The sequence below is a fragment of the Nocardioides sp. Root190 genome (genome assembly GCF_001428565.1).
GTDB lineage: Bacteria > Actinomycetota > Actinomycetes > Propionibacteriales > Nocardioidaceae > Nocardioides.
In genome coordinates, this window is record NZ_LMIA01000013.1 from 187,203 (window position 1) to 209,466 (window position 22,264).

The window sequence follows — 22,264 nt, forward strand, 5'->3', positions numbered from 1 at the left end:
CATCTTGCGCCGCGTAGCGTCGGGGTGGCAAGCCGAGGAAACGGACTCCCGCTCAGCGCGACGATCAGTCTCGGGAATGAGAAGCGTCTTGGGTTCCCGTCGGATCCTGCTGCTAAAACGGTCTTCGACCAATGGAGGAACCTCATGAAGACCCTTGGCTCGCCGCGCCCTTGGCCTCCTGAGGTGTGCGACGAACTTCGCCACCATTTGTCGAGGTACTCCTGGGCTCAAAATGAAGCCGCAGCAGTTGATGACCTGTTCGCGCTCGTGGAGGAACTCGGAGGGTGGCTTGGTGACGAGCGGCCCTACGATCGAAGCCACCGAAAGGACGAGTGGGCCTCCCTCATCGAGGACGTGAAGGCTTCGTTCGCTCTTGTCGGAAGCGAGCTTGGAGGTTTGTTGCCGTCGATGGGCTCGCTTCTCGTTGGACTCCATGACGGCCTGGGGCCGAGGAAGAGCGAGCGCGACGCGCTGCACCTTGTGTTCGAGCAGGTTCGGACCGAGCTGTGCGATGCGGCGGCGCCTGGAGCAGCGTTCGCCGACCTCGTTGCTGCCGTCCAAGATCCGGGCACCCGAACCGACGTTATCGAGGGCAGGGTCGACCTGATTGATGCGCTGCTCCGGTTCAGCGGCCGATCGCTCCGCGGCGTTGCGTCCAGTCTGCTTGGAATTCTGAACAACGACGCGACTTACGTTAACGGGGCCTTTTACTTGCTCGATGACCGCGAACCGCCACAAGGGTTACAGGTCGACGAGGACGCTGGCCTGGGAGAGGACGAGCGGTTCGAACTCGCTCGCCGCCTTATCGGCCGCAGCCAGGAAAGCAGACACCACGTCGTGTGGGTTTTCTACGGGAACGCGCGCATCTCTGGGTGGTGCCTTCCGGTCGGCGCGTGCGAGTTCTTCGACGGCCCAGCCTTGATGGCGGCGTTCGGAGGAATTGACGAAATGCTCGACGGCGGCGGTTCCTACTCCGCGGTCCTCCAGCAGTTTCATCAGGTGCCGACAGAGCTCATCGGCGATGAGACGCTCGGCAAGTACATTCGTGGCCACCTGAAGTGGCCGTCTGAAGACGCTTGGGTTGCGGTCCGCGTCGACCTCGGCGTTGGCCCGTTCTACGACATGGTGGAGACGGCCCGGGAACAAGTTCGAGCGCTCCTCGCGTTGGCTGTGTTCGATGTCGGCCAGACGTCATGGACGGAGTTGACCGGGTACAGGCACTTCGCCGACGGTACGGAGGGCGGCAGTTCTATGCCGTTCCGCGAGGTCGGCTTCGAGCGGCGCTTGGCCGCCAGCGACCGCACGGACTCCTGGCTGCATGACCACCGGTCTGAACTAGCCGCACGCGTGACCGCCGACCCCGCCATGCTGCATTTGCCGGAGGTACAAGCAGTGGTGACCGCGACGTCGGTTTTCGCTGCCACCGCAGACGCGACACCGGCGCTCACCCTGCTCGAGTCCGTCCGCGTGATCGAAACCCAGGCCAGTGTCCTGCGCATCCACTGGAAAGACCTAGTGGACCAGTACGCGACTCCGGGGAACGCGCTAAGGCGTGCTCAGTTCGGAGCGGCGCAGGCGATCGAAGCCATTGCATACAACGACGAACTCCGCGTTCAGCTTCCGCACCTGCATGACCTGCCAAACGAGTTCAATGTCTATCGGAACGGACAGCATCTGATCGACATGTCCATCGCTCACGACAGGATTCCACATGTGGTCGCTGAGCTGCCGACGTACAACAGCGCGTGCCGCAAACTCCGCCACGTCGCTGACGACCTGGCGACACCTGCCAGCATCGCAGCTTTCGTACAGCGCGAAAGAGAACTCGACCTACGACTACTCCGACGGGTCCACCGCGTTCGCAACAGCCTCACCCACGGCGGCCCGTCTCACCCCACCATCGTTCGCATCTCCAGCGACTTCATCACCGTCAAGGCTAAGCACGTCACAGGGGTGAACGTTCAAGCGCTCCTAGACGGCGAACCGCTCACGACGACGCTGCAGAACTACAAAGCAGAGATGACCAAGTGGATCGCCAACATCGCGACTGCAGCCGACACCACCGCAGCTCTGTTTCCGGCCAAGGTGAGGCGCAATACCACCTGATGCGCCCGGGTCAACGGCAGCAGGACCGCCGTCAGGTGGTCGCCGCCAACACTCGAACTCAAGTTCTCGAACCTGAAGTGCAAGCTGACTCGGCACCGGTTCTTCAGGTCCGTATACCGATGAAGCAACGTGCCAAGGGCGCCCGGGTGGTCGCGTCCTTTCGCCGCGACACGGCGCCCAGGTTGATGCGCGTTCCCGAGCGGAACAGTCAATTGCCGTACCGCGCGCACCGCTCCTCGTCCCGCCAGGCAGCGAGATCGGTGCCCGCCAGCAGGTCGCTCACGAGTTCTTGCAAGGGGTTGAGCCACTCGGCGAGATCACCAGGTTCGCTGCGCTTTCCGCCATGCGTGAGGCGGCTGCGAACGCCGTAGCACCGGCCGAAGAAGGCGCCCGGATTCATGTCCCGGTACGTTCGCTGGCCGAGGCGCTCGTTGAGGTACCGCCGACAGGCGGAACCCACCGACTCGTCGCGAAGATTGTTCAAGGCGCTGATCAACGGGAGCCGCTCGTCATCCGTCATGTCGGCTTCCTTGGTCATCTGCACCAGCGCATCGACGTGCGCACGTGCGGCGCCCGGCCGGGGCCTGGCTTCGGCTAGGACCTCAATCGCCATGACGAGCATCAGAAACCTCGCCTCTTCGCTCCCCGAAGCCGCGGCGGCTGTGTAGATCGAATAGGCCACACGCTCGTCGTCAGGTTTGTCCATCCAGGCGGCTGGCGACCTTAGGGCCGCGTCTAGCAGTTCGGCGGGAACATCGGCCCGCCCCTCCGCAGAGAAGCCAAGAAACGCAGTTGTTGGGGTAGTCGGATACACCGTGAGGCCGGCGTTGTCCGGCGCAATCAACTCGCCCGTTCTCTCTCGGACATGGTCAACAAGCGCCCGCGACAGGCTCAGTGAGCCGCGAGCGCGGCCGTCAAAGTAGGCGCCGATGCCAAAGGCGGCGAAAACTCGTTCGAGCGCCGAACGCGCCCTTCTCGCTTCCGCTTCTGCCAACTCCGCTGACGGGAAGCCACGGCCTACGAGGACTGGTCTCTTGCTCTCGTACAGGGTCTCCGATGACCCTCCCGGGACCATGCGGATCTGCCATCGGTCACCTGCGATCACCAACCACTCGCTGGTCCGAAACGGAAGACGTGGACCAACCGGGAACGCCAGGGGCCAGCGAAACGAGTAGGTCACACTGCATTGTTGTCGAACGACATCGAAAATCTGGCTGCGTCCAGCATCGGACCGCCGCGTCATGGCGCCGCTAGGGTCCAACTATGGTCTCGAAGCCAACGAGTCGCCCAAACACACCGTCCGAGGATGCCAATATTGCGCCCACGGCTGGAATCGCCGTCGTAGAAGCCGCACTCGCGTACCTCGCTGAACCAGATGGTCTAGACGACGGCCGCGACTGGACGCACTTCGTGGAACCGCTCGAAAGATCTCGCGCCGAACTTCAGGCAATGGATCTGTCGTATGCGACGAACGACAAGGTGGATCCCGACGACATCGATGCCTTTCGGCGTGCAGACCGGGCCGCCGAGAATGTGAGAACTCAGACGCGAGCCGATGACGTGAAGGTCCGTGTAGGCGCTGCTCTGGACGATTTTCGAAGCCTTTGGTCCAACGCTGCGAGAGGTACCTAGATCTTCTGCGGCTCGCTCAACGACGCGCCACTAGGGCCTTCTTGGCCGTGGTCCGCGGCCAAGGTCACCGCAATCGGCACATCAGCCATGTGTCGATTAGCGCCGCGACCCCGGCGTTGACTGAATCGTTGATATCGAAGCTTGGGTCTGCTGCACGAACTGGTGACAGTGATTAGTCACGCAGCCTGAGTGGCTGGCGTGGTCATGATGGCTTCGTACTCGATGGGGGTCAACCGGCCGAGACCTGCTTGCCTGCGGCGTCGGTGGTAAGTCCGCTCGATCCAGGTCACGATCGCGATCCGTAGGTCCTCGCGGTTGTCCCAGGTGCGGCGGTCGAGGACGTTCTTCTGGAGCAGCGAGAAGAAGCTCTCCATTGCCGCGTTGTCGCCCGCGGCTCCGACGCGGCCCATCGATCCGACCATGCTGTGACGGTTGAGAGCGTGGACGAATTTCCGGCTTCGAAATTGCGATCCTCTGTCGGTGTGGACCACGCATCCGGCGACGTCGCCGCGGCGTGCGACGGCGTTGTTGAGTGCCGCGACAGCGAGCCGGGACTTCATCCGTGAGTCGATGGAGTAGCCCACGATCCGGTTCGAGAACACGTCCTTGAACGCGCAGACGTAGAGCTTTCCTTCGTTCGTCCAGTGCTCCGTGATGTCGCCGATCCAGAGCTCGTTGGCGGCGTCGGCTTTGAACTTGTGCCGGGTCCGGCCCTTCTCGTCGGTTACGGCGCAGAGGTCGTCGTGGACCGGCGGGCCGGGCAACTTGTGGTTCTTGCCGCGCTTCTTCCCGAACGCGCTCCACCAGCCGTTGTCTGAGCAGATCCGCCACGCGGTGCGTTCAGCCATCGCCATGCCGGCCTCTTTGGCTTCGTCGGCCAGGAACCGGTAGCCGAACTCGGGATCATCGAGGTGGGCGTCGAACAACGCGTTGGCGCGGTAGGCCTGGTCGAGTTCGGCGTCGGTGACCGGGTTGGTCAGCCAGCGGTAGTAGGGCTGGCGGGCAATCTTGAGTACCCGGCACGTCACCGTGACGGGAATCCCGTCCTCGGCTAGCTCGCGGACGAGCGGGTACATCATTTTCGGCTCTTCTGACTGATCCGTGGGTCATCGGCCGGGCAGGGCGGGTCGGTGGCCGCCGAGGTTGAGCATGGCCAAGGCGATGAGGGCGTCGGGTGAGCGGAACCCGAAGGCCATCCTGGTGATCAGCCGGATCTTGGTGTTGACCGACTCAACCAGGCCGTTGGACAGGCCGTGCTCGATCGCGGCGAGGATCTCGTCGCGGTGCTTGGCGATTCGCTGCTGGATCTTGACGAAGGACTCGACCCGACAGCGTCGAGCCCACGCGATCCAGCGATCGAGGGCATCAGCTGCTTCGTCGGGCGGCAACCGGAACACAGTGCGCAGGCCCTCCTTGAGGAGGTAGGCGCGGTAGAGCCTCGGGTCGGTCTTCGCGATCCAGGCAAGCTTCGCCTGCTGATTCTCGGGGAGGTTCTCAGGGTTCTTCCACAGCGCGTAACGGGCGTTCTTGAGGGCTCGAGCATGACCGGTGGACACGACGAGTCGACGACCAGCCGCCCACCCGTAGACCTTGGTGTTTCCAGCGCGACGGGCCTGGTTCCAGGCGTCGCGGCGCACGGCGTCGAGGGCGTCAGTCGCCCAGCCGACGACGTGGAACGGGTCAGCACACCGCACAGCCTGGAGACATCGCTCGCGCACGACGTTGGCGATCCACTCTGCGCCATCAGCGGTGACGTGGGTGATCTGGGCGCACCTGCCTTCGCCGGAGGCTTCCAGGGCGTCGAAGAACTCCTCCATCGTGGCGCGGTCGCGTCCGGCCTTGGCCCATACGAGTCGGCCGGTGTCGTGATCGACCACGACGGTCAGGTACTTGTGCTTGCGCTTGTAGGAGATCTCGTCGATCCCGATGCGTCGCAGGCCGGCGAACGCGTCGATCCCTTCGGCGGTGTCGGCCCAGACGCGGGTGATGATCGCTCCGACGGTGCGCCACGCGATCCGCATCAGTTGGGTGATCGCGGACTTTGAGGACTGGGTCGCCAGCCAGGCGACCTGCTGGTCGAAAGCGAGCGTGTGGCCGGCGGCGTGTCGTGCCCACGGCACCTGCCTGACGGTCGGCCCGTGGGTCGGGCAGTTCACGCGCGGCGCGTCTGCCTCGAGAAACACCTCCACGGTGCCCAGGTCCAGGCCGCGCCAACGGCGGCGTCCTTCGCCGGGGTCGTACCAGGAAGGTCGTGTGCCGCATCGACCACACCGGCCGCGGGCAGCTCGTCGTGGTCGCACATGCGCGACGACCACCTCGCCTACTTCGTCGAACTCGATGTCCTCAATGACGGTCTTCTCGACGCCCAAGAAGGCGCGCCATAGGCTGGCGTTTCGCACGCCGTTCTCCGCTCTGCAGTTTCGGTTCTAGACAAGCCAGAAACCTAGAGCGGGAGCGGCGTGTGGCCGTTCAGGCGCGGTCAGCGACCCACGGAAGAGTCACAAGAGCCTCATTTTCCCGGCAGATGAGCCTGCGACAGATAGGCAGTCGCACGGGCGCAGCACTTCTACTTCTTGCTCGAGGGTCCTGATCCGCCGCTTCGCTTCACGCAGCTCAGCTGACTGCACTTCGGTTGTGCCGGGCCGGTCGCCCTCTTCGATGTCGGCCTTCTTCATCCACGAGTACAGGGTCGTGAAGTGGACGCCGAAGTCCTTCGCGATCTGGGAGAGCTCGACGCCCGGCTCACGGTTCCTCGCGACACGCACGACATCGTCGCGGAACTCTTTGGGGTACGGCTTGGACACGGTGAACATCCTTCCAGCCCAACCATCTGGTTAGGCCTCTCGGTTGTCACCTATTCGTGCAGCAGACCCTTGATCGTCAGCGCTGTGCGGTGAGGATGTCGGGGCGTGCTGATTCGCCGGACCTCGCTTGTCCGGGGTGTTCCATGTGCTCCTGGTCGCGCCGCTCTCGCTGCTGTGTTGTCAGGCCGCGAGGTAGGAGGGCGGGTCGCTGACCCGGTCGAACAGTGCCGTCCAGGGGCTCTCCCAGGGCCAGGCTTGTGGCAGATGCAGGGTGACCCGTCGCGCTGAGGTCGCGACTCGTGCCGGCACCGTGATCAGCTTGCGACGGATCGTCGCGGTGGTGGCCTTCGCCAGCTGCGGGTCGGTGAGGCCGGCGGCAGCACGGGTGAGGTTGAACGCCATCACGGCCAAGACGAGCCAGGCGGCGTTGGCGGTGAACACGCCTGAGGGCAGGTGCGCCAGAGCGGCGCCTTTGAGGTCGGCGTGAACCTGCTCGATGACCGCGTGATGGCGGTGGGTCTTGTCCGCGGTGACGGTGTCGAGCACGTCGGCGTCGGTGGTGGTGAAGAACGCGTGGAATCGCCAGGTGTCGAACAGGGTGTCCTGGCCGGCGGCCTTGTTCTTCTCGGCGTTGAAGTCCGGGATCCGCCGGACCACGAGCCGGCCCGGGACGTGGTCGATTTTCTTCTGTGCGGCGAACGCAGTGAAGTCGATCTCGGCGACCTCGGCCTGTGAGATCCACTGCTGGCTGGCCTCGTCGAAGATGGCGTCTGTGTACTCGATGGTGGTCCACGCATCGTCGCTGATGGTGGTGATTGCAGCCTTGACTCGCTTGTCCATTCGCACGGTCACCGAGACCGCGGCCCCGCCGGACAGTGCGGCGTGAACTGGTCCGCGGCCGTAGAACGCCGAGTCCATCCGCACCAAGACCGGGTGGCCCGTGCCGAGCAGCCTTCGGGCGGTCCTCACCGCGTCGCCGACCAGTCGCTTCGCCCCGCGTGGAGACCCGGTCGAGCCCTTGCGGAGCCGTTGGGCCACGACCACCGGGACAGCACCGGCAATGGTGAGGGTGGCGAGCAGCGCGTTGAGGCCGCGGACCCCGGAGTAGCCGAACCCCGCGCCCTGCTTGGCGTGGCCGTGAACCTCGATGATCGTGTCATCAACATCGAGCAACGCGTACCCGCGATCGGTGCCGACATCACCGGCTGCGGGACCTGCCGATGCGCCGAGCAAGCCGGTGAGGCCGGCCAGTGCGATCAGGAACCTCGAGGCGATCGCGTCGAGCTGGCGCACGTGCCCGAAGGTGAACGCCCGCAAGAACGAACCCAACGTCGAGGGCGCGTAAGCGCGGGCGAAGACCCGCCCCATCCCGCCGTGGCGCAACAACGCCATGTCATCGATCGAATCCGCGCCAGCGACCATGCCGCCGACCAGCGAGGCGACCTTCAACCCCGCATTCGCACCCTTGTCGGTCGGCACCGTCAAGTGCTGATCGGCAAGATCGCGCAGACCGGCGGACTCGGCCAACGCGAGCACCGGAACCAGACCCCCGGCCGACACGAGATTCGGATCGTCGAAGACCGCCGACGTCGCCCGCGGCGTGTGAGAGAGTTTCACCTCAGAGATGTCCCTTGTGTTCGGTCGAATCGTTCCGTGAAGAAGTCCGATTCTCCCGCTACACAAGGGCATTCTCGTTCTACGGCACGCTCACCCGACCAAGTTCATCGGTGGATCCGGGCTTAGGGCCCGACCACGTCGGCTGTAAGTCCCTCAGGGTGCCGTCTGCGTCCGATGCGGTCATTCTCGACTTCATCGGACACTGACCCGAACCCCCACGGAGTGAAGGACAACGCTGCGCACCAATCGCGTGCGCGAGGGTCGCGGCGTGTTAACCGGAGTCCTGTTCGCTGGAGCGAAAGGCGCACCCGCACGGGCCGCCGAGCGGCAGATCCCAGTGTCTCGCAGCAAGTCCTGCCGGACGCCTAGTCGGTGCTATGGTCCGGGCATGGCACCCTACGACGAGGCACTTGCGTTGACGGCTGAACCGTCGCACGTGCCCTCTGGTGCGGCTCTGCTCGCTATCGAGCTGAGTGAGATCGCCCGCGGGATCCGCGGTCTCGACGTGCTGCGCCGCAGCATCGACCGCGCGCCGCCCGCCTGACCTGTCGCTAGCACCAATACCAGGCACCCGGACTCGTCCTTGACGAGTCCGTGGCTAGTGCCTATTCAACGACAGGACACGTCCCATGCGTGTTTCACATCAGCTCGACCAGCAGTCACCTGACCACAGCACGGACCATTTCGCCGACCTGCTCGCCGAGGCCGAACAGACTCGTCGCAACCAGCTGGCCGGCCTCCCGCCCGACACCAGCTTGGTCTCGGCCGCACACCGGGCCAGCGTCACGCGGATCCTCAACTCGATCCTGGCAGCGCAGGCACGACTCAACGCCGGCACCTACGGCCTCTGCGACGACTGCAAGCACGAGATCGACAACCGGTCCCTACGCGCAAGGCCGTGGACAACACTCTGTGACCCATGCATTCGTCGCTGACTTAGCTCAGCACTGCACCCCCACCACTTCGCCGACCGGACTCGGCGCCACGCGCCACAGCAAAGCGCGCCTAGAACCGGTCCCCACCCGGGAGGTCTTCCATGATCCAGGAAGTCAACGGCATCACTGCCGCTTCTAGCTGGGTCGGACTATTCGCAGCGGTCTGGCTCAACAGAACAACTCAGGAGGAGCAGAGCCAACGGCCCGCCCGACGCGCCCCGAAACCCACGTGCTCCGCCGCACCACCCTCGGCCGGTGATGAGTCAGAGGCCCAGATCTGTTCCGATGTCCTGGCCCTCATCCAGCCGCTGACGCGGTCGTCATCGCGACGGTTCGACGACTTCGTCGCCATCCCCCTCGATGCCCCCCATCGTCTAGACGAGATCATCCGGATCGTGGGAGTCGCCCTGACGCGGCTGCCGCCGACCCACCAGCTCAGCCACCGCACCGTGCTCGCTCGGGCGAATCTTGAACGGATCGCGCGCGACGCGATCCGTGCCCGCACCCGCCTCGCTGACGGCACCTACGGCACCTGCACTGACTGCTCCGGTCCCATCTCCCTCTTCTCGCTTAGCGAGAAGCCTTGGACACCGCGCTGCATCTACTGCGCCCTTGACATCTGAACGCCCCAGGAGCGAGACAACCGCTCACCATGACGCAAAGGAGAAGCACCGTGACGACCCTGGACACCGCCATGCCGACCTCACGCACCGAGGAGCTGAGGAACGTCGACCGGGCGCTCGAGGGTGCCGCCACCAACCGACGCAACCAGCTCGAACGCGTAGCCGACCCTGGGGATGACCCTGTCGCGGTTCTCCAGCGTGCCGCGCTCCGACAGACCCTGACCGAGATCGCCGCGGCGCGACAGCGGATCGTCGCTGGGACCTTCGGGGCGTGTACTGCCTGCCGGCAACCGATCTCCCCCGACCGACTCGAGTTCCGCCCCTGGTCGGCCACCTGTATCCGTTGTGCGGGCAAGGTGACCAGGCCATGACTACTCCTCCACGCAATGTTGCCGTCGTCGGCGCCGGCATCGTAGGTCTGAGCGTCGCTTGGTTCCTGCAGGAGCGAGACGTCGCCGTCACCGTCTTCGACACCGACGATGCAGCGCGCGGAGCATCCTGGGGCAATGCCGGCTGGCTCGCTCCTTCATTGACGACGCCTCTGCCGGAGCCTGACGTCCTCCGCTACGGACTTCGTGCGGTCCTGCGACCGTCCTCACCGGTCTACGTGCCACCGCGCCTTGACCTGGCGACGTGGCGTTTCTTAGCCGGTTTCGCGCGTCACTGCACCAGCCGACAATGGCAGCGGGGCATGCGGGCGTACGCCACCGTCAACCGGATGTCAGTCCGTGCCTTCGACGACCTCGCTGACGCTGGGGCAGTGCCGCGCCCACTCGCCGCACGGCCGTTCCTGGCATGTTTCCGCACCACCACCGAGGCATCGGCGATGCTGCAAGAGCTCACCCAGATCGAGCGCGCCGGCCAAGCAGTCCGCTGCGACTATCTGACGGGCCACCAGGTCCAGCAGGCCGAACCAGCCATCGGTGGCGACATTGGTGCCGCCATCCTCCTGCACGGCCAGCGCTACATCCATCCACCCCAGTTCGTCCGTTCTCTGGCGGACTCCGTCGTTGCCCGGGGAGGGAAGCTGCGCGAGCGTTCACGGATCACCGACATCAGCACCGAACCGCAAGCGACCTGGCTCACCGACTCGCACGGAGACCAGCACCGGTTCGACGGGGTCGTCCTGGCCACAGGCGCCCTTCTGGGCCGGCTGGCTCGCGAGTTCGGCGTCCGGCAACCCGTCCAGGCAGGGCGGGGATACTCGTTCACTGTCAGTGGGGACCAGGTCCCCCAAGGCCCGATCTACTTCCCCCAGCAGCGGGTCGCCTGTACGCCGTTGCACGAAGCGCCGACGGCGACCACTCAAGCGATGCAGGGCAACGAGCCGGAGCAGCTGCTCCGAGTCGCCGGCATGATGGAGTTCCGTCGGCCTGACGAACCGCTCGACCCTCGCCGCATCCGCGCGATCGTCGACGCCGTACGCGAGCACCTTCCCGGCGTCCGCCTCGACCAAAGGCGCGACGAGTGGGTCGGGTCGCGACCCTGCACCACGGACGGCCTGCCGTTGGTCGGACCCACCAAGGACCCGAGAGTCTTCGCCGCCGGCGGCCACGGCATGTGGGGTGTGGCTCTTGGTCCGCTCACGGGGAAGTTGCTTGCCGAGCAGATCATGACGGGCCTCGCGCCTCCGGCGTTGCTTCCGTTCAACCCTCTGCGATGAACGCCAGGCACCGCACACCGGGGAGCTCTCGCGAGTCGTCGACCGCCGAGCCGGCGTCCGAGGGGAGGAACAAGGGGTCTCGTCCGCGAGAACGACTGCGACGGATCGCTGCGGCCCTTGTTCCGCGAGGACGTGTTCTACGAACTCGCCGAGGCTGACGCGCCGGCGACCTCATACATCGGGCGGTAATGTCTTATCGACGTCGGCCCCGGCCGATCCACCGGAAGCGACACTCGAGCGACCGGACGACGCTGGCAAGTCGTCTTCTCCCCGTAACGCCTCAGCCGCACGGGGTCGACATCGCGTCAAGCACGGGCTAAGAACTCGAGCAATCCGCGGCCGCTGTGGCAGTGAGCACCAGCGTCCCTCACTTGTCACGCATCTCGGTTCGGCCGCCACCCGCGAGACCGCTTGAGGCATCAGTTTGTGGCGAGCCAAAGGGTGAAGAACCGCCCGAGATGACGTCCACTACTGTTCGCTGCTCGTGCGGCTCGCGAGGAAGTCACGAAGCACGGTCGTACGAGCCCCACTTATCCGGCTCACCTGTTCCCCGCCACTGCACGACCTCCTCACCGGAGGCAGCGTGACCGAGTCCGCCCACAGGGCCATGGCACCGGCCGGGCGGGCGTTTCTCAAGGGAGCGCCGTACACGCCGCCGCACGAGGAGCCCTCCGAGGAGTACCCGCTGCGCTACACGACCGGACGCACCGTCTACCAGTTCCACACCCGTACCAAGACCGGCCGGTCCCGTTCCTTGAACGACGCCGCCCCGGACGCGTGGGTCGAGCTCGCGGTGGCTGACGCCGAACGGCTGGGCATCACCGAGGGTGACTGGGTGCGCGTGGAGTCGCCACGCGGCGCGATCGAGGTCCGAGCACGAGTCGGTCAGGTCATGGAAGGCGCGGTCTTCGCGCCGTTCCACTACGGACACTTCGACCCCGATGGGGGGACCACCGACGCCGGCCACCGGCAGGCGAACGCGCTCACCAAGACGGTGTGGGACCCGGTCTCCAAGCAGCCCTACTTCAAGACCGCGGCCTGCCGCGTCACCAAGGTCCGCGACGGTGAGGGTCCGGCCCCGGCACCCACCACGACAGTCTCCGCACCGGCGTCCGGAAGGTCTTCCCACCCAACGCCTGACACGGCCGGCGGTGCGCCGACGAGCAGCCGGGTGCTCGACAAGACTCCGCACTACAACCTCGACGCGAGCCAGACCACCGTCGGCGACCCGGATGTCACCGGGAGGCCGTAATGCCGCACCTCAGCACCTACATCGGCCTCGCCGACCACAGCGAGAAGACCCTCGCCGAGTCGCTCCGTGCCGTCGCCGGAGGACACGCCGCCGAGGCAGACGTCTTCCACACCTGTCAGATGCTCGCCCAGTGGAGCGAGGAGCACCGGCACCGGCTCGCGCCGGTCATCGAGCGGTACGGGGCGGACGACGACGTCACCGAACCCGAACGTCTCCACGCCGACGGCCTCGCCGAGGTCCGCTCCGGTCCGGTCGGGCTGCTGCGCGACCTGCAGGACCTGCACGTCCTGGCCTCCCTCGTCCAGACGACCTGGACCGTGGTGGCCCAGGGCGCCCAGGGTTTGCGTGACATCGAGCTGCTGCAGGTCGCGAGGGCCTCGAACGCCGAGACGTCTCGACAGCTCACATGGCTGAACACCCGCATGAAAGCCGCGGCACCCCAAGCCCTGATGGTCGATACCTGAGCATCCGCACAAGCGAAGACACCAGTACCCGGACATCCACGCGGGGTGCCTTCGTGCGCAGCATCCCCGACCGACCGTTGCCCGGCAGACATCGAAGGGTTGGCCGGGAAGCGGTCAGAGGTCACCGGCACCGTGTCCGAGCGGTCGTCAAACAGCGGATCTGCCCTGAATTCGGTGTTCGGACCTGAGATGGCTCGTCGCGTCAGCTTCGCATGGCCACCGTCAGGAGGACCACCGAATCGTCGACTGCCTCGAGCGCGTGCCGGGACTCGGGGATGGTCATCAGATCCCCGGGTGATCCGTTCCACCTGTTGTCGCCCGCGATCAGCGTCACGCGGCCGTGGAGGACCTGGAGTGTCGCTTCGCCCGGGCTCTCGTGTTCGTCCAGGTCCGAGCCGGCACGCAGAGCGATCAAGGTCTGGCGAGGCTGTGTTCGTGACCTCCATAGATGGTGTGCGCACTGCGGCCGCTGGACGCGGCCGATGCCGTCTCCAGATGGTGAAGCACGAGCGCGATCAGTGATTCTTTCTGCATCGGTTCTCCTTGTTGCGGGTGATCGATCGGGTGTGTTTGTGGCTTAGGACAGAGGTGCTGACGCGTCGTACAGGAAGCTGGGCGACTCGGCATGGGCGTCGTCCACGATGGCCCAGCCGGTGGCCCCGAGCGTGACGACTGAGACCGGGAAGATGCCGAGGTCCTCGCGCTCGATGTGCTGGTCCAGGTCGTCTAGCAGCCGGGTGAGGGTGGCCGCGAAGTCAGGTGCCGCGACGTCGAGCACGGCGATGGTCGACTCGAGGTCGCGGTGCTCGCCCTCGAGCGCGTCGATCTCCTCGAGGAACTCCCCGCTCGCGCTCAGGGCGCGGAAGATGCCGTCCTCCTCGCGCGCGACGTGCCGGGTCAGGTGGTCGACCATGCCGCGCAGCAGCGCCAACGCCTCGCGGTGGTCTCCGGCGCCCAGTGCTTGACGGACGTGGTGGGACTCGTGGCCCAGCGCCGAGTGCTCGGTCATGAGCTCACCGATGGGCTCGACGCCCTTGCAGCCGCAGTGCTCGCACATGCTCAGCCGACCCGGTCCCAGCCGCGGCGGGGGCGGTGGCTGCCCAGGCCCTGGTCGTCGCGGCTCCGGTAGACGATGTAGGGGCGGGTGAGGTAGCCCAGCGGGGCGCTGAAGACGTGCACGAGCCGGGTGAACGGCCAGAGCGCGAAGAGCGCGAAGGCGACCAGCGCATGGAGCTGGAAGCCGAGCGGTGCCTCACCCATCAGGTCGGCGTCGGGCTGGAACGCCAGGAACGAGCGGTACCAGACCGAGACTCCCTCGCGGTAGTTGTACTCACCGCCGAGGGTGAGGATCGAGCCCGCGATGGTGTTCCACATGCCGAGGACGATCGCCGCGGCGAGGAAGGCGTACATGACCTTGTCCATGACGGTCGTCGCGGAGAACACGGGTCCGACCGTGCGGCGGCGGTAGATCAGGATCACCATGCCGACCACGGCCATGATGCCTGCGAGCAGGCCGCCGCCCACGGCCACCACGTGGTAGGCCTCGTGGCTGATGCCGACCGCGTCGGTCCACGACTGCGGGATCAGCAGGCCGATCACGTGGCCGCCGACGACGCCGAGCATCCCGAAGTGGAACAGCGGGCTGCCGATGCGCAGCAGCCGGTTCTCGTAGAGCTGGCTGGACCGGGTGGTCCAGCCGAACTTGTCGTAGCGGTAGCGCCATACGTGGCCGACGACGAACGTCGTCAGGCAGACGTAGGGCACCACGACGAAGAAGAACTCGTTCATCGGCGTGCTCCCGGGAAGGACGGCATGGGCAGGAGGGTGGTCTCCGAGGAGGCCCCCGGGCTGAACTGCGGAGCGGCGAAGGGCGCCAGCCCCACCTCCTCCTCCGGCGGGCCCTCGGCGGCGAGGCGACGTACGGCGTCCCGCTCGTCGCCGCGCAGCGGCGGCAGGGTGGCGCTGACCGCGTCGATCAGCGGCGCCCAGGGCGAGGACATGTCCGCCAGCGAGACCCGCAGCAGCTCCAGGCCCGCCCGGTGGTCGAGCATCAGCTGCCGGCCGCGCTCCTGGTCGACGGTCGCCGCGAACTCCAGCACCACGCACAGGTGGTCGGGCAGCTCGGAGTCGGTCAGCTCGAAGCCGGCCTCGAGATAGGTCTGCTTGAAGCGCAGCAGGGCCATCCCCCGCTTGCGGGTGTCGCCGTGGGCGAAGTAGGTCAGGAACAGGTTGCACCGGCGACGGTTGTCGAAGGTCTCGACGTACTCGGCCTGGAGCTCGGCCAGCGACGCCCGCTCCAGGTGGCCGGCGAACCCTCGGATCGAGTCCCCGATGCCGACCGGCAGCCGCTGGGAGGCGGTGCGGATCACCTCGAGTCGTCCGAGCATCTCCTCGTCCGGGTAGTCCAGCAGCAGCGAGACCGACTGCCAGGCGATCGTCAGCTGGTGCACCGCCAGCGCGCCCTTCGACCGGCGGCTCACGAGTCCTTCCCCTGCGGCGGGAAGAGGCCGGAGGGCGTGCCTCTGCCGTCCCAGTTGAGCAGGTTGACTCGGCCGCTCTTGTCGGCGGGGCTCGCCACGGTGTCGGAGGTCTGACGGTCCTTCAGCGCCTGGAAGTTCTCGGCCGCGAGCGGCGTCGGCATCCCGGAGCCCTCGCCGAACAGGTCCTGCTGCCCGCCGCCGTAGTCCTGGACCGCGCACTCGGTCGCCAGCTCCTCGAGCGCGTGCGCCTGCTCGGCGTGCGCCGGCGGGATCACGTAGCGCTCGTCGTACTTGGCGATGGCCAGCAGGCGGTACATGTCGTACATGTCCTCCTCGCTCATCCCGACCGCGGCCGGGATCGAGCCGTCGGGGTCGCGGCCCATGTTGATGTCCCGCATGTAGCAGCGCATCGCGGCGAGCTTCTTCAGCACCAGGTCGACCGGCGCGACGTCACCGGCGGTGAACAGCTCCGCGAGGTACTCGATGGGGATCCGCAGCGCGTCGATGGCCGCGAAGAGGTTCCCCTTGTCCTCGGCGTCCTCCCCGGTCTCCTGCACGACGTCGACCACGGGCGAGAGGGGCGGGATGTACCAGACCATCGGCATCGTGCGGTACTCCGGGTGCAGCGGCAGCGCGACCTTGTAGGTGTTGATCAGCGCGTAGATCGGCGAGCGCTGCGCCGCGTCGACCCAGTCGCGGGCGATCCCGGCCTCCTCGGACGCGCGCATGACCTCGGGGTCGAACGGGTCCAGGAAGACCTCACGCTGGGCCTCGTACAACCCCTGGTCGTCGGTCGTGGAGGCCGCCTCGAGCACCTTGTCGGCGTCGTACAGCATGAGGCCGATGTAGCGCAGCCGGCCCACGCAGGTCTCCGAGCAGACCGTCGGCAGGCCGACCTCGATGCGCGGGAAGCAGAAGGTGCACTTCTCGGCCTTGCCGGTCTTGTGGTTGAAGTAGATCTTCTTGTACGGGCAGCCGGAGACACACATGCGCCAGCCGCGGCACTTGTCCTGGTCCACCAGGACGATGCCGTCCTCCTCGCGCTTGTAGATCGCGCCGCTGGGGCACGACGCGGCGCACGAGGGGTTGAGGCAGTGTTCGCAGATGCGCGGGAGGTAGAACATGAAGGTCTGCTCGAACTCGAACTTCACCTTGTCGCCGATCTTCTTCAGCATCGGGTCGAGGTGCGCGGTGGCGGTGGACCCGCCGAGGTCGTCGTCCCAGTTGGCGGACCACTCGATCTTCATGTTCTTGCCCGAGATCAGCGACTTCGGCCGCGCAACGGGCGTGTGCTCCTGGGCTGGCGCGTCGGTGAGCGTGGAGTAGTCGTAGGTCCACGGCTCGTAGTACTCCCCGATCGAGGGGAGCTTGGGGTTGGAGAAGATCGTCGCCAGCTTCTTGAACCGGCCACCGCCCTTGAGCGCGAGCCGCCCGCGCTTGTTGAGCTCCCAGCCGCCCTTCCACTTCTCCTGGTCCTCGTAGGTGCGGGGATAGCCGAGCCCGGGCCGGGTCTCGACGTTGTTGAACCAGATGTACTCGGTTCCGGTCCGGTTGGTCCACGCCTGCTTGCAGGTCACCGAGCAGGTGTGGCACCCGATGCACTTGTCGAGGTTCATCACCATCGCCATCTGGGCCATGACGCGCATGTCAGTACTCCACGTTCTGTGAGCGCTTGCGGATGATGGTGACCTCGTCGCGCTGGTTGCCCGTGGGGCCGAGGTAGTTGAATGCGAAGGCCAGCTGGGCGTAGCCGCCGATGAGGTGCGACGGCTTGACCAGGAGCCGGGTGAGCGAGTTGTGGATGCCCCCGCGCTTGCCGGAGGTCTCGGCGATCGGTACGTCGATGAGCCGGTCCTGGGCGTGGTACATGTACACCGTGCCCTCGGGCATCCGGTGCGACACGATGGCCCGGGCGACGACGACGCCGTTGCGGTTGACCGCCTCGATCCAGTCGTTGTCGACGATCCCGACCTTGGCGGCGTCGCGGTCGCTCATCCAGATGTTCTGACCGCCGCGCGAGAGCGAGAGCATGAACAGGTTGTCCTGGTACTCGGAGTGGATCGACCACTTGTTGTGCGGGGTCAGGTAGCGCACGGTGAGGCCCTCCACCTCCGCCCCGCTCCCGTCCGAGACGGTGCCGAGCTGGGGCTCCGCGAAGAGCGCAGCCATGTTGAGGGGCGGCCGGTAGACCGGCAGTCCCTCCCCTAGCTCGGTCATCCAGTCGTGGTCGAGGTAGAAGTGCATGCGCCCGGTCAGGGTGTGCCAGGGTTTCTTGCGCTCCACGTTGATCGTGAACGGCGAGTAGCGCCGTCCGCCGGTCTCGGAGCCCGACCACTCCGGCGAGGTGATGACCGGGACCGGTGGGCCCTGGGTGTCGGCGAAGGTGATCTGCTTGCCCTCGTGCTCGGCGGCCAGGTCTGCCAGCTGGACGCCGGTGCGCTTCTCGAGGGTCTTGAAGCCCTGCACCGCGAGATGGCCGTTGGTGGTCCCCGACATCGCGAGGATCGCCTCGCACACGTGGACGTCGCGCTTGAGCGAGGGGCGGCCGTCGGCGACCCCGCCGCGGACGGCGCCGTTCTTGTGGCGCAGGTAGTCGACCTGCTTGCCGAGCTCGAAGGTCACGCCCTTGGTGGTGGCGCCGAGGGTGTCCATCAGCGGGCCGAGGGCGTTCATCTTCTCGTAGACGGCGCCGTAGTCGCGCTCCACCTCGACCAGCTTGGGCATGGTCACGCCGGGCACGGGCTCGCACTCCCCCTTCTTCCAGTCGCGTACGACGCCGTGCGGGTTGGCCATCGCGTCCGGGGTGTCGTGGGTGAGCGCCACCGCCACGACGTCCTTGCGTACGCCGAGGTGGGTCTCGGCCAGCTCGCTGAACCGCTTGGCGATGGTCTGCCAGGCGTCCCAGTCGGTGCGGGTCTGCCACGGTGGGGCGATCGCCGGGTTGAACGAGTGCACGAAGGGGTGCATGTCGGTGGTGTTGAGGTCGTGCTTCTCGTACCAGGTCGCCGCCGGTAGGACGACGTCGGAGAAGATCGTCGTGCTGGTCTGCCGGAAGTCGATCGTCATGAGCAGGTCGAGCTTGCCCTCGGGCGCCTCGTCACGCCAGGTCACGTCGACCGGGCGGTGCTCCTCGGGCGTCTCGGTGGCCCGCACCGAGGAGTCGGTGCCGAGCAGGTGCTTGAGGAAGTACTCGTTGCCCTTGCCCGAGGACCCGAGCAGGTTGGCGCGCCAGATCGAGAGGATGCGCGGGTAGTTCTGCGGCGCGTCGGGGTCCTCACCGGCGAAGTCGAGGTCGCCGGACTTCAGCTGGTCGACGACGTACTCCCCCACCGGCTTGCCGGCGGCGGCCGCGTCGTCGCTGAGGTCGAGCGGGTTGCGGTCGAACGTCGGGTAGGACGGCATCCACCCCATCCGCGCGCTCTGGGCGATGACGTCGGCGGTGGACTTGCCCGCGAGCTGGCCCTTGCCGGTCGTGGCCGACAGCGTGTCGGCGCCGAACTGGTCGTAGCGGAACTGGTCGGTGTGGAGGTACCAGAACGCCGTCTGGATCATGTTGCGCGGCGGCCTGTTCCAGTCGAGCGCGTTGGCGATCTGCGTGTAGCCCGTGATCGGGCGGACCTTCTCCTGCCCGACGTAGTGCGCCCAGCCACCGCCGTTGACACCCTGGCAGCCGGTCAGGTTGGTCAGGGTCAGGAACGCGCGATAGATCGTGTCGGAGTGGAACCAGTGGTTGGTGCCCGCGCCCATCACGATCATCGAGCGACCGCGCGACTCCTCGGCGTTGGCCGCGAACTCGCGGCCGATCCGGGCCGCCGTCGCTGCCGGCACGCCGGTGATCGCCTCCTGCCACGCCGGTGTGTACGGCGCACTCGCGTCGTCGTAGCCCGAGGCCCACTCGCCCGGCAGGCTCCGTCCGCCCGCGCTGCGCCCCACGCCGTACTGCGCGAGGAGGAGGTCGAAGACCGTGGTCACGAGGTGGCCGTCGACGCGGCGCACGGGCACCCCCCGGGGCAGGTCGGCGGCGGCGCCGTCGGCGGTGTCGAAGCGCGGCATCCGCACGGTGACGGCCTCGGCGGTGTCGTCGAGCAGCGTGAGCATCGGGTCGACGTCCCCGAGGTCGAGGTTCCACTTGCCGACGCCGGCCTCGCCGTAGCGGTGCCCCAGGGAGCCGTGGGGCACCACGGCCTCACCGGTGCGCGCGTCGATCAGGACGGTCTTGAAGGCGGCGTTCTCATCGCTCTCGTGGCCGGCCAGGTCCGAGGCGGTCAGGAACTTGCCCGCGGTGAAGGTGCCGTCGGCGCTCTCGTCCAGACGGACCAGGTGGGGCAGGTCGGTGTAGCTCTTCACATACTCGGTGAAGTACGGCGTCTGCTTGTCGACGAAGAACTCCTGGAGCACCACGTGGCCCATCGCCATCGCGAGCGCCGCGTCCGTGCCCGGCTTGGCCGCGAGCCACTCGTCGGCGAACTTCACGTTGTCGGCGTAGTCCGGCGCCACCGCGACGACCTTCTGGCCGCGGTAGCGCGCCTCGGTCATCCAGTGCGCGTCAGGCGTGCGGGTCACGGGCAGGTTGGAGCCCCACATGATCAGGTACCCGGCGTTCCACCAGTCCCCCGACTCGGGTACGTCGGTCTGGTCACCGAAGACCTGCGGCGAAGCCACCGGCAGGTCGGCGTACCAGTCGTAGAAGCTCAGCATCGAGCCTCCGATGAGGTTCACGAACCTGGCCCCGGAGGCGTGCGAGACCATCGACATCGCGGGGATCGGGGAGAAGCCCGCGACCCGGTCGGGTCCGTACTCCTTGATGGTGTGCACGTGGGCGGCGGCGACGATCTCGGCTGCCTCGTCCCACGTGGCCCGCACCAAACCACCCTTGCCGCGGGCGGACTTGTAGGCCTTGGCCCGCTGGGGGTTCTCCACGATGTGCGCCCAGGCCTTGACCGGGTCACCGCCGTGCTGCGCCTTCGCCTCGCGGAACATCTGCAGCAGGACCCCGCGGACGTAGGGGTAGCGCACCCGCGTCGGCGAGTAGGTGTACCAGGAGAAGGCCGCGCCCCGCGGGCAGCCCCGCGGCTCGTACTCCGGCGAGTCCGGCCCCACCGACGGGTAGTCGGTCTGCTGGGTCTCCCAGGTGATGATCCCGTCCTTGACATAGACCTTCCACGAGCACGAGCCCGTGCAGTTGACGCCGTGGGTCGAGCGCACGACCTTGTCGTGGCTCCAGCGGTCACGGTAGAAGTCGTCGGCCTCGCGACCGCCCTTCTTGGTCAGTGTCCGGAGATCCTCGGACACGGTGCCCTTGGTGAAGAACCGGCGGCTGCGCACGAGAGCGTCGGCCAGCCCTCCGTCGATCCCGAGGTCCTGGCGGGGCTTGGTCACGTGGTCTCCTGTGCCTGGGCGGTGCGGCGGACGATGGTCAGGGTGAGGACGAGGGTCAGCGCGGCGGCGAGGGCGAGCAGCCACAGCCCGATCGCGTAGGAGTCGGTGCGGCCGTAGACGTAGCCCATGACCAGCGGCGGCACGAACCCACCGAGCCCGCCGGCCGCGCCCACCAGACCGGTCACGCCGCCGACCCGAGCAGGCTCGGTCACCTTCGCGATCAGCGCGAACGTCGCGCCGCTGCCGCTGCCCAGCGCGGCAGCCATCGCCAGGAACGCCGCGGTGCCGACGCCGTCCAGCGGCGGCGTGCCGGCCGAGATCGCGGCTCCGACGACCACCACGGCGTACCCCGAGGCCAGCACCGGGACGGCACCGAAACGGTCGGAGAGCCAGCCGCCGACCGGGCGCATGATCACCGCGACGAGCACGAACCCCGCCATCCGGTTGGCGGCGTCGCTCGCGCTCAGGTCGTGGGCCGTCTTGAGATAGCTGGGCAGGTAGACCGAGAAGGCCACGTAGCCGCCGAACGCGACGGCGTAGAGCACGCAGGCCTGCCACGTGATGGCGAGGCGGGCGTTGGCCGAGAGACGAGTCGCCAGTGAGGTGCTGGGCACCACCCGACCCGGGGCGTCACGCAGCACGACCCACGCGACCACGGCGTAGACCGCGAGTGCGACAGCGGTGAGGAGGAACGGCGATCGGGTGCCGAGGCCGTCGTAGAGCTTCACCGTGGTGAGCGCGCTGATCGCCGTGCCGCCCATGCCGGCGCCGAACACGCCGACGGCCAGTCCGCGACGCTCGGGCGGGAACCACGCGTTGACGAAGGGGACGCCGACCGCGAAGGCCGTGCCGCCGACGCCGAGGAAGAAGCCACCGACGAGCAGCAGGGCGTAGGAGTCGAGGGCGAAGAACGCGATGAAGAGGATCGGGACGATCGTGGCCAGCGAGACCAGCGGGAACATCACGCGGCCGCCGTAGCGATCCGTCAGGGCGCCCACGATGATCCGGCCCAGCGAGCCGACGACGACCGGGACGGCGACGAGCAGCGCGACGTCGGACTCCGTCAGCGTCCCGAGGGTGCCCTCGTCGTGGAACAGCGGCCCGAGCGGGCTGAGCAGCGCCCACGCCCAGAAGTTCACGACGAACCCGAGGGTGGCCACCACCAGCATCAGCCACGGGGAGCCGGTACGTCTCTCCGTCCCGGCTCCCTGTCTTCGGACTTCGACCTGGTCCATGCGTCACGCCTTCCGCTGAGATCACTTATGCGGCCGGTGGCCGCCTCCCCCCATTGGATGTTGGACGCGAGACC

19 protein-coding genes and 1 pseudogene are annotated in these 22,264 nt (G+C 67.0%); 8 read left to right on the forward strand and 12 right to left on the reverse strand.

What is annotated here, in order from left to right; all coding sequences use genetic code 11:
• The first annotated feature begins 144 nt into the window (after positions 1-144).
• Complete coding sequence (locus ASE01_RS21485; protein ID WP_157537693.1) at positions 145-2,106, forward strand: hypothetical protein; 1,962 nt, start codon at positions 145-147, stop codon at positions 2,104-2,106.
• Between the two features lie 208 nt (positions 2,107-2,314).
• Here the strand turns inward: ASE01_RS21485 and ASE01_RS24635 are convergent, their stop codons facing one another.
• From ASE01_RS24635 to ASE01_RS21510, 5 genes and pseudogenes are all read right to left on the reverse strand, one after another.
• A complete protein-coding gene (locus ASE01_RS24635) occupies positions 2,315-3,100 on the reverse strand; it encodes a hypothetical protein (protein ID WP_157537695.1) in 786 nt (261 codons plus the stop codon).
• 814 nt (positions 3,101-3,914) lie between these two features.
• A pseudogene (locus tag ASE01_RS21495) lies at positions 3,915-4,823 on the reverse strand (IS3 family transposase); the annotation flags it as partial.
• Between the two features lie 21 nt (positions 4,824-4,844).
• Positions 4,845-6,137, reverse strand: coding sequence for an ISL3 family transposase (locus tag ASE01_RS21500; protein ID WP_056757544.1), 1,293 nt, complete (start codon positions 6,135-6,137; stop codon positions 4,845-4,847).
• A 99-nt stretch (positions 6,138-6,236) separates the two neighbouring features.
• Entirely contained in the window at positions 6,237-6,542 is a 306-nt protein-coding gene (locus tag ASE01_RS25080) for a transposase (RefSeq protein ID WP_200958951.1), read from the reverse strand.
• 180 nt (positions 6,543-6,722) lie between these two features.
• Complete coding sequence (locus tag ASE01_RS21510) at positions 6,723-8,159, reverse strand: IS1380 family transposase (RefSeq protein WP_056757548.1); 1,437 nt, start codon at positions 8,157-8,159, stop codon at positions 6,723-6,725.
• Positions 8,160-8,547: 388 nt separating this feature from the next.
• Here ASE01_RS21510 and ASE01_RS24645 point away from each other — a divergent pair, with 388 nt between their 5' ends.
• The 7 genes from ASE01_RS24645 (at position 8,548) to ASE01_RS21540 (ending at position 13,096) form a co-directional block, all read left to right on the forward strand.
• A complete protein-coding gene (locus ASE01_RS24645; protein ID WP_157537697.1) occupies positions 8,548-8,703 on the forward strand; it encodes a hypothetical protein in 156 nt (51 codons plus the stop codon).
• Between the two features lie 85 nt (positions 8,704-8,788).
• On the forward strand, positions 8,789-9,094 hold the full coding sequence (locus ASE01_RS21515; RefSeq protein WP_056757551.1) for a TraR/DksA family transcriptional regulator: 306 nt from the start codon (positions 8,789-8,791) through the stop codon (positions 9,092-9,094).
• A 101-nt stretch (positions 9,095-9,195) separates the two neighbouring features.
• Positions 9,196-9,717 (forward strand): hypothetical protein, encoded by a 522-nt coding sequence (locus ASE01_RS21520; protein WP_056757553.1) that lies wholly within the window; start codon positions 9,196-9,198, stop codon positions 9,715-9,717.
• A gap of 50 nt (positions 9,718-9,767) precedes the next feature.
• Positions 9,768-10,088, forward strand: a complete 321-nt coding sequence (locus tag ASE01_RS21525; RefSeq protein WP_056757556.1) for a TraR/DksA family transcriptional regulator — start codon at positions 9,768-9,770, stop codon at positions 10,086-10,088.
• Complete coding sequence (locus tag ASE01_RS21530) at positions 10,085-11,380, forward strand: NAD(P)/FAD-dependent oxidoreductase (RefSeq protein WP_056757558.1); 1,296 nt, start codon at positions 10,085-10,087, stop codon at positions 11,378-11,380. The genes ASE01_RS21525 and ASE01_RS21530 overlap by 4 nt, the downstream gene beginning before the upstream one ends.
• Positions 11,381-11,963: 583 nt before the next feature.
• Positions 11,964-12,632, forward strand: coding sequence for a molybdopterin oxidoreductase family protein (locus tag ASE01_RS21535; RefSeq protein ID WP_056757561.1), 669 nt, complete (start codon positions 11,964-11,966; stop codon positions 12,630-12,632).
• Positions 12,632-13,096 (forward strand): hypothetical protein, encoded by a 465-nt coding sequence (locus tag ASE01_RS21540; RefSeq protein WP_056757565.1) that lies wholly within the window; start codon positions 12,632-12,634, stop codon positions 13,094-13,096. The genes ASE01_RS21535 and ASE01_RS21540 overlap by 1 nt, the downstream gene beginning before the upstream one ends.
• 202 nt (positions 13,097-13,298) lie before the next feature.
• Here ASE01_RS21540 and ASE01_RS25340 read toward each other — a convergent pair whose 3' ends face one another.
• From ASE01_RS25340 to ASE01_RS21575, 7 genes are all read right to left on the reverse strand, one after another.
• Positions 13,299-13,511: a hypothetical protein gene (locus tag ASE01_RS25340; protein WP_235536143.1), complete on the reverse strand. Its 213-nt coding sequence runs from the start codon at positions 13,509-13,511 to the stop codon at positions 13,299-13,301.
• 162 nt (positions 13,512-13,673) lie between these two features.
• On the reverse strand, positions 13,674-14,153 hold the full coding sequence (locus tag ASE01_RS21550; protein ID WP_056757567.1) for a hemerythrin domain-containing protein: 480 nt from the start codon (positions 14,151-14,153) through the stop codon (positions 13,674-13,676).
• A gap of 2 nt (positions 14,154-14,155) precedes the next feature.
• On the reverse strand, positions 14,156-14,884 hold the full coding sequence (gene narI, locus ASE01_RS21555; protein WP_056757570.1) for a respiratory nitrate reductase subunit gamma: 729 nt from the start codon (positions 14,882-14,884) through the stop codon (positions 14,156-14,158).
• Positions 14,881-15,576 carry a nitrate reductase molybdenum cofactor assembly chaperone gene (gene narJ / locus ASE01_RS21560; protein ID WP_056757574.1) on the reverse strand — a complete coding sequence of 232 codons (696 nt, stop codon included), beginning with the start codon at positions 15,574-15,576 and terminating at the stop codon, positions 14,881-14,883. Before narJ ends, narI begins: the two co-directional genes overlap by 4 nt.
• Positions 15,573-17,222: a nitrate reductase subunit beta gene (narH, locus tag ASE01_RS21565; RefSeq protein ID WP_056757575.1), complete on the reverse strand. Its 1,650-nt coding sequence runs from the start codon at positions 17,220-17,222 to the stop codon at positions 15,573-15,575. The genes narJ and narH overlap by 4 nt, the downstream gene beginning before the upstream one ends.
• 1 nt (position 17,223) lies before the next feature.
• Entirely contained in the window at positions 17,224-20,955 is a 3,732-nt protein-coding gene (locus tag ASE01_RS21570) for a nitrate reductase subunit alpha (protein ID WP_082606297.1), read from the reverse strand.
• Positions 20,952-22,190 (reverse strand): MFS transporter, encoded by a 1,239-nt coding sequence (locus ASE01_RS21575; protein WP_056757578.1) that lies wholly within the window; start codon positions 22,188-22,190, stop codon positions 20,952-20,954. Before ASE01_RS21575 ends, ASE01_RS21570 begins: the two co-directional genes overlap by 4 nt.
• Between the last annotated feature and the right edge of the window lie 74 nt (positions 22,191-22,264).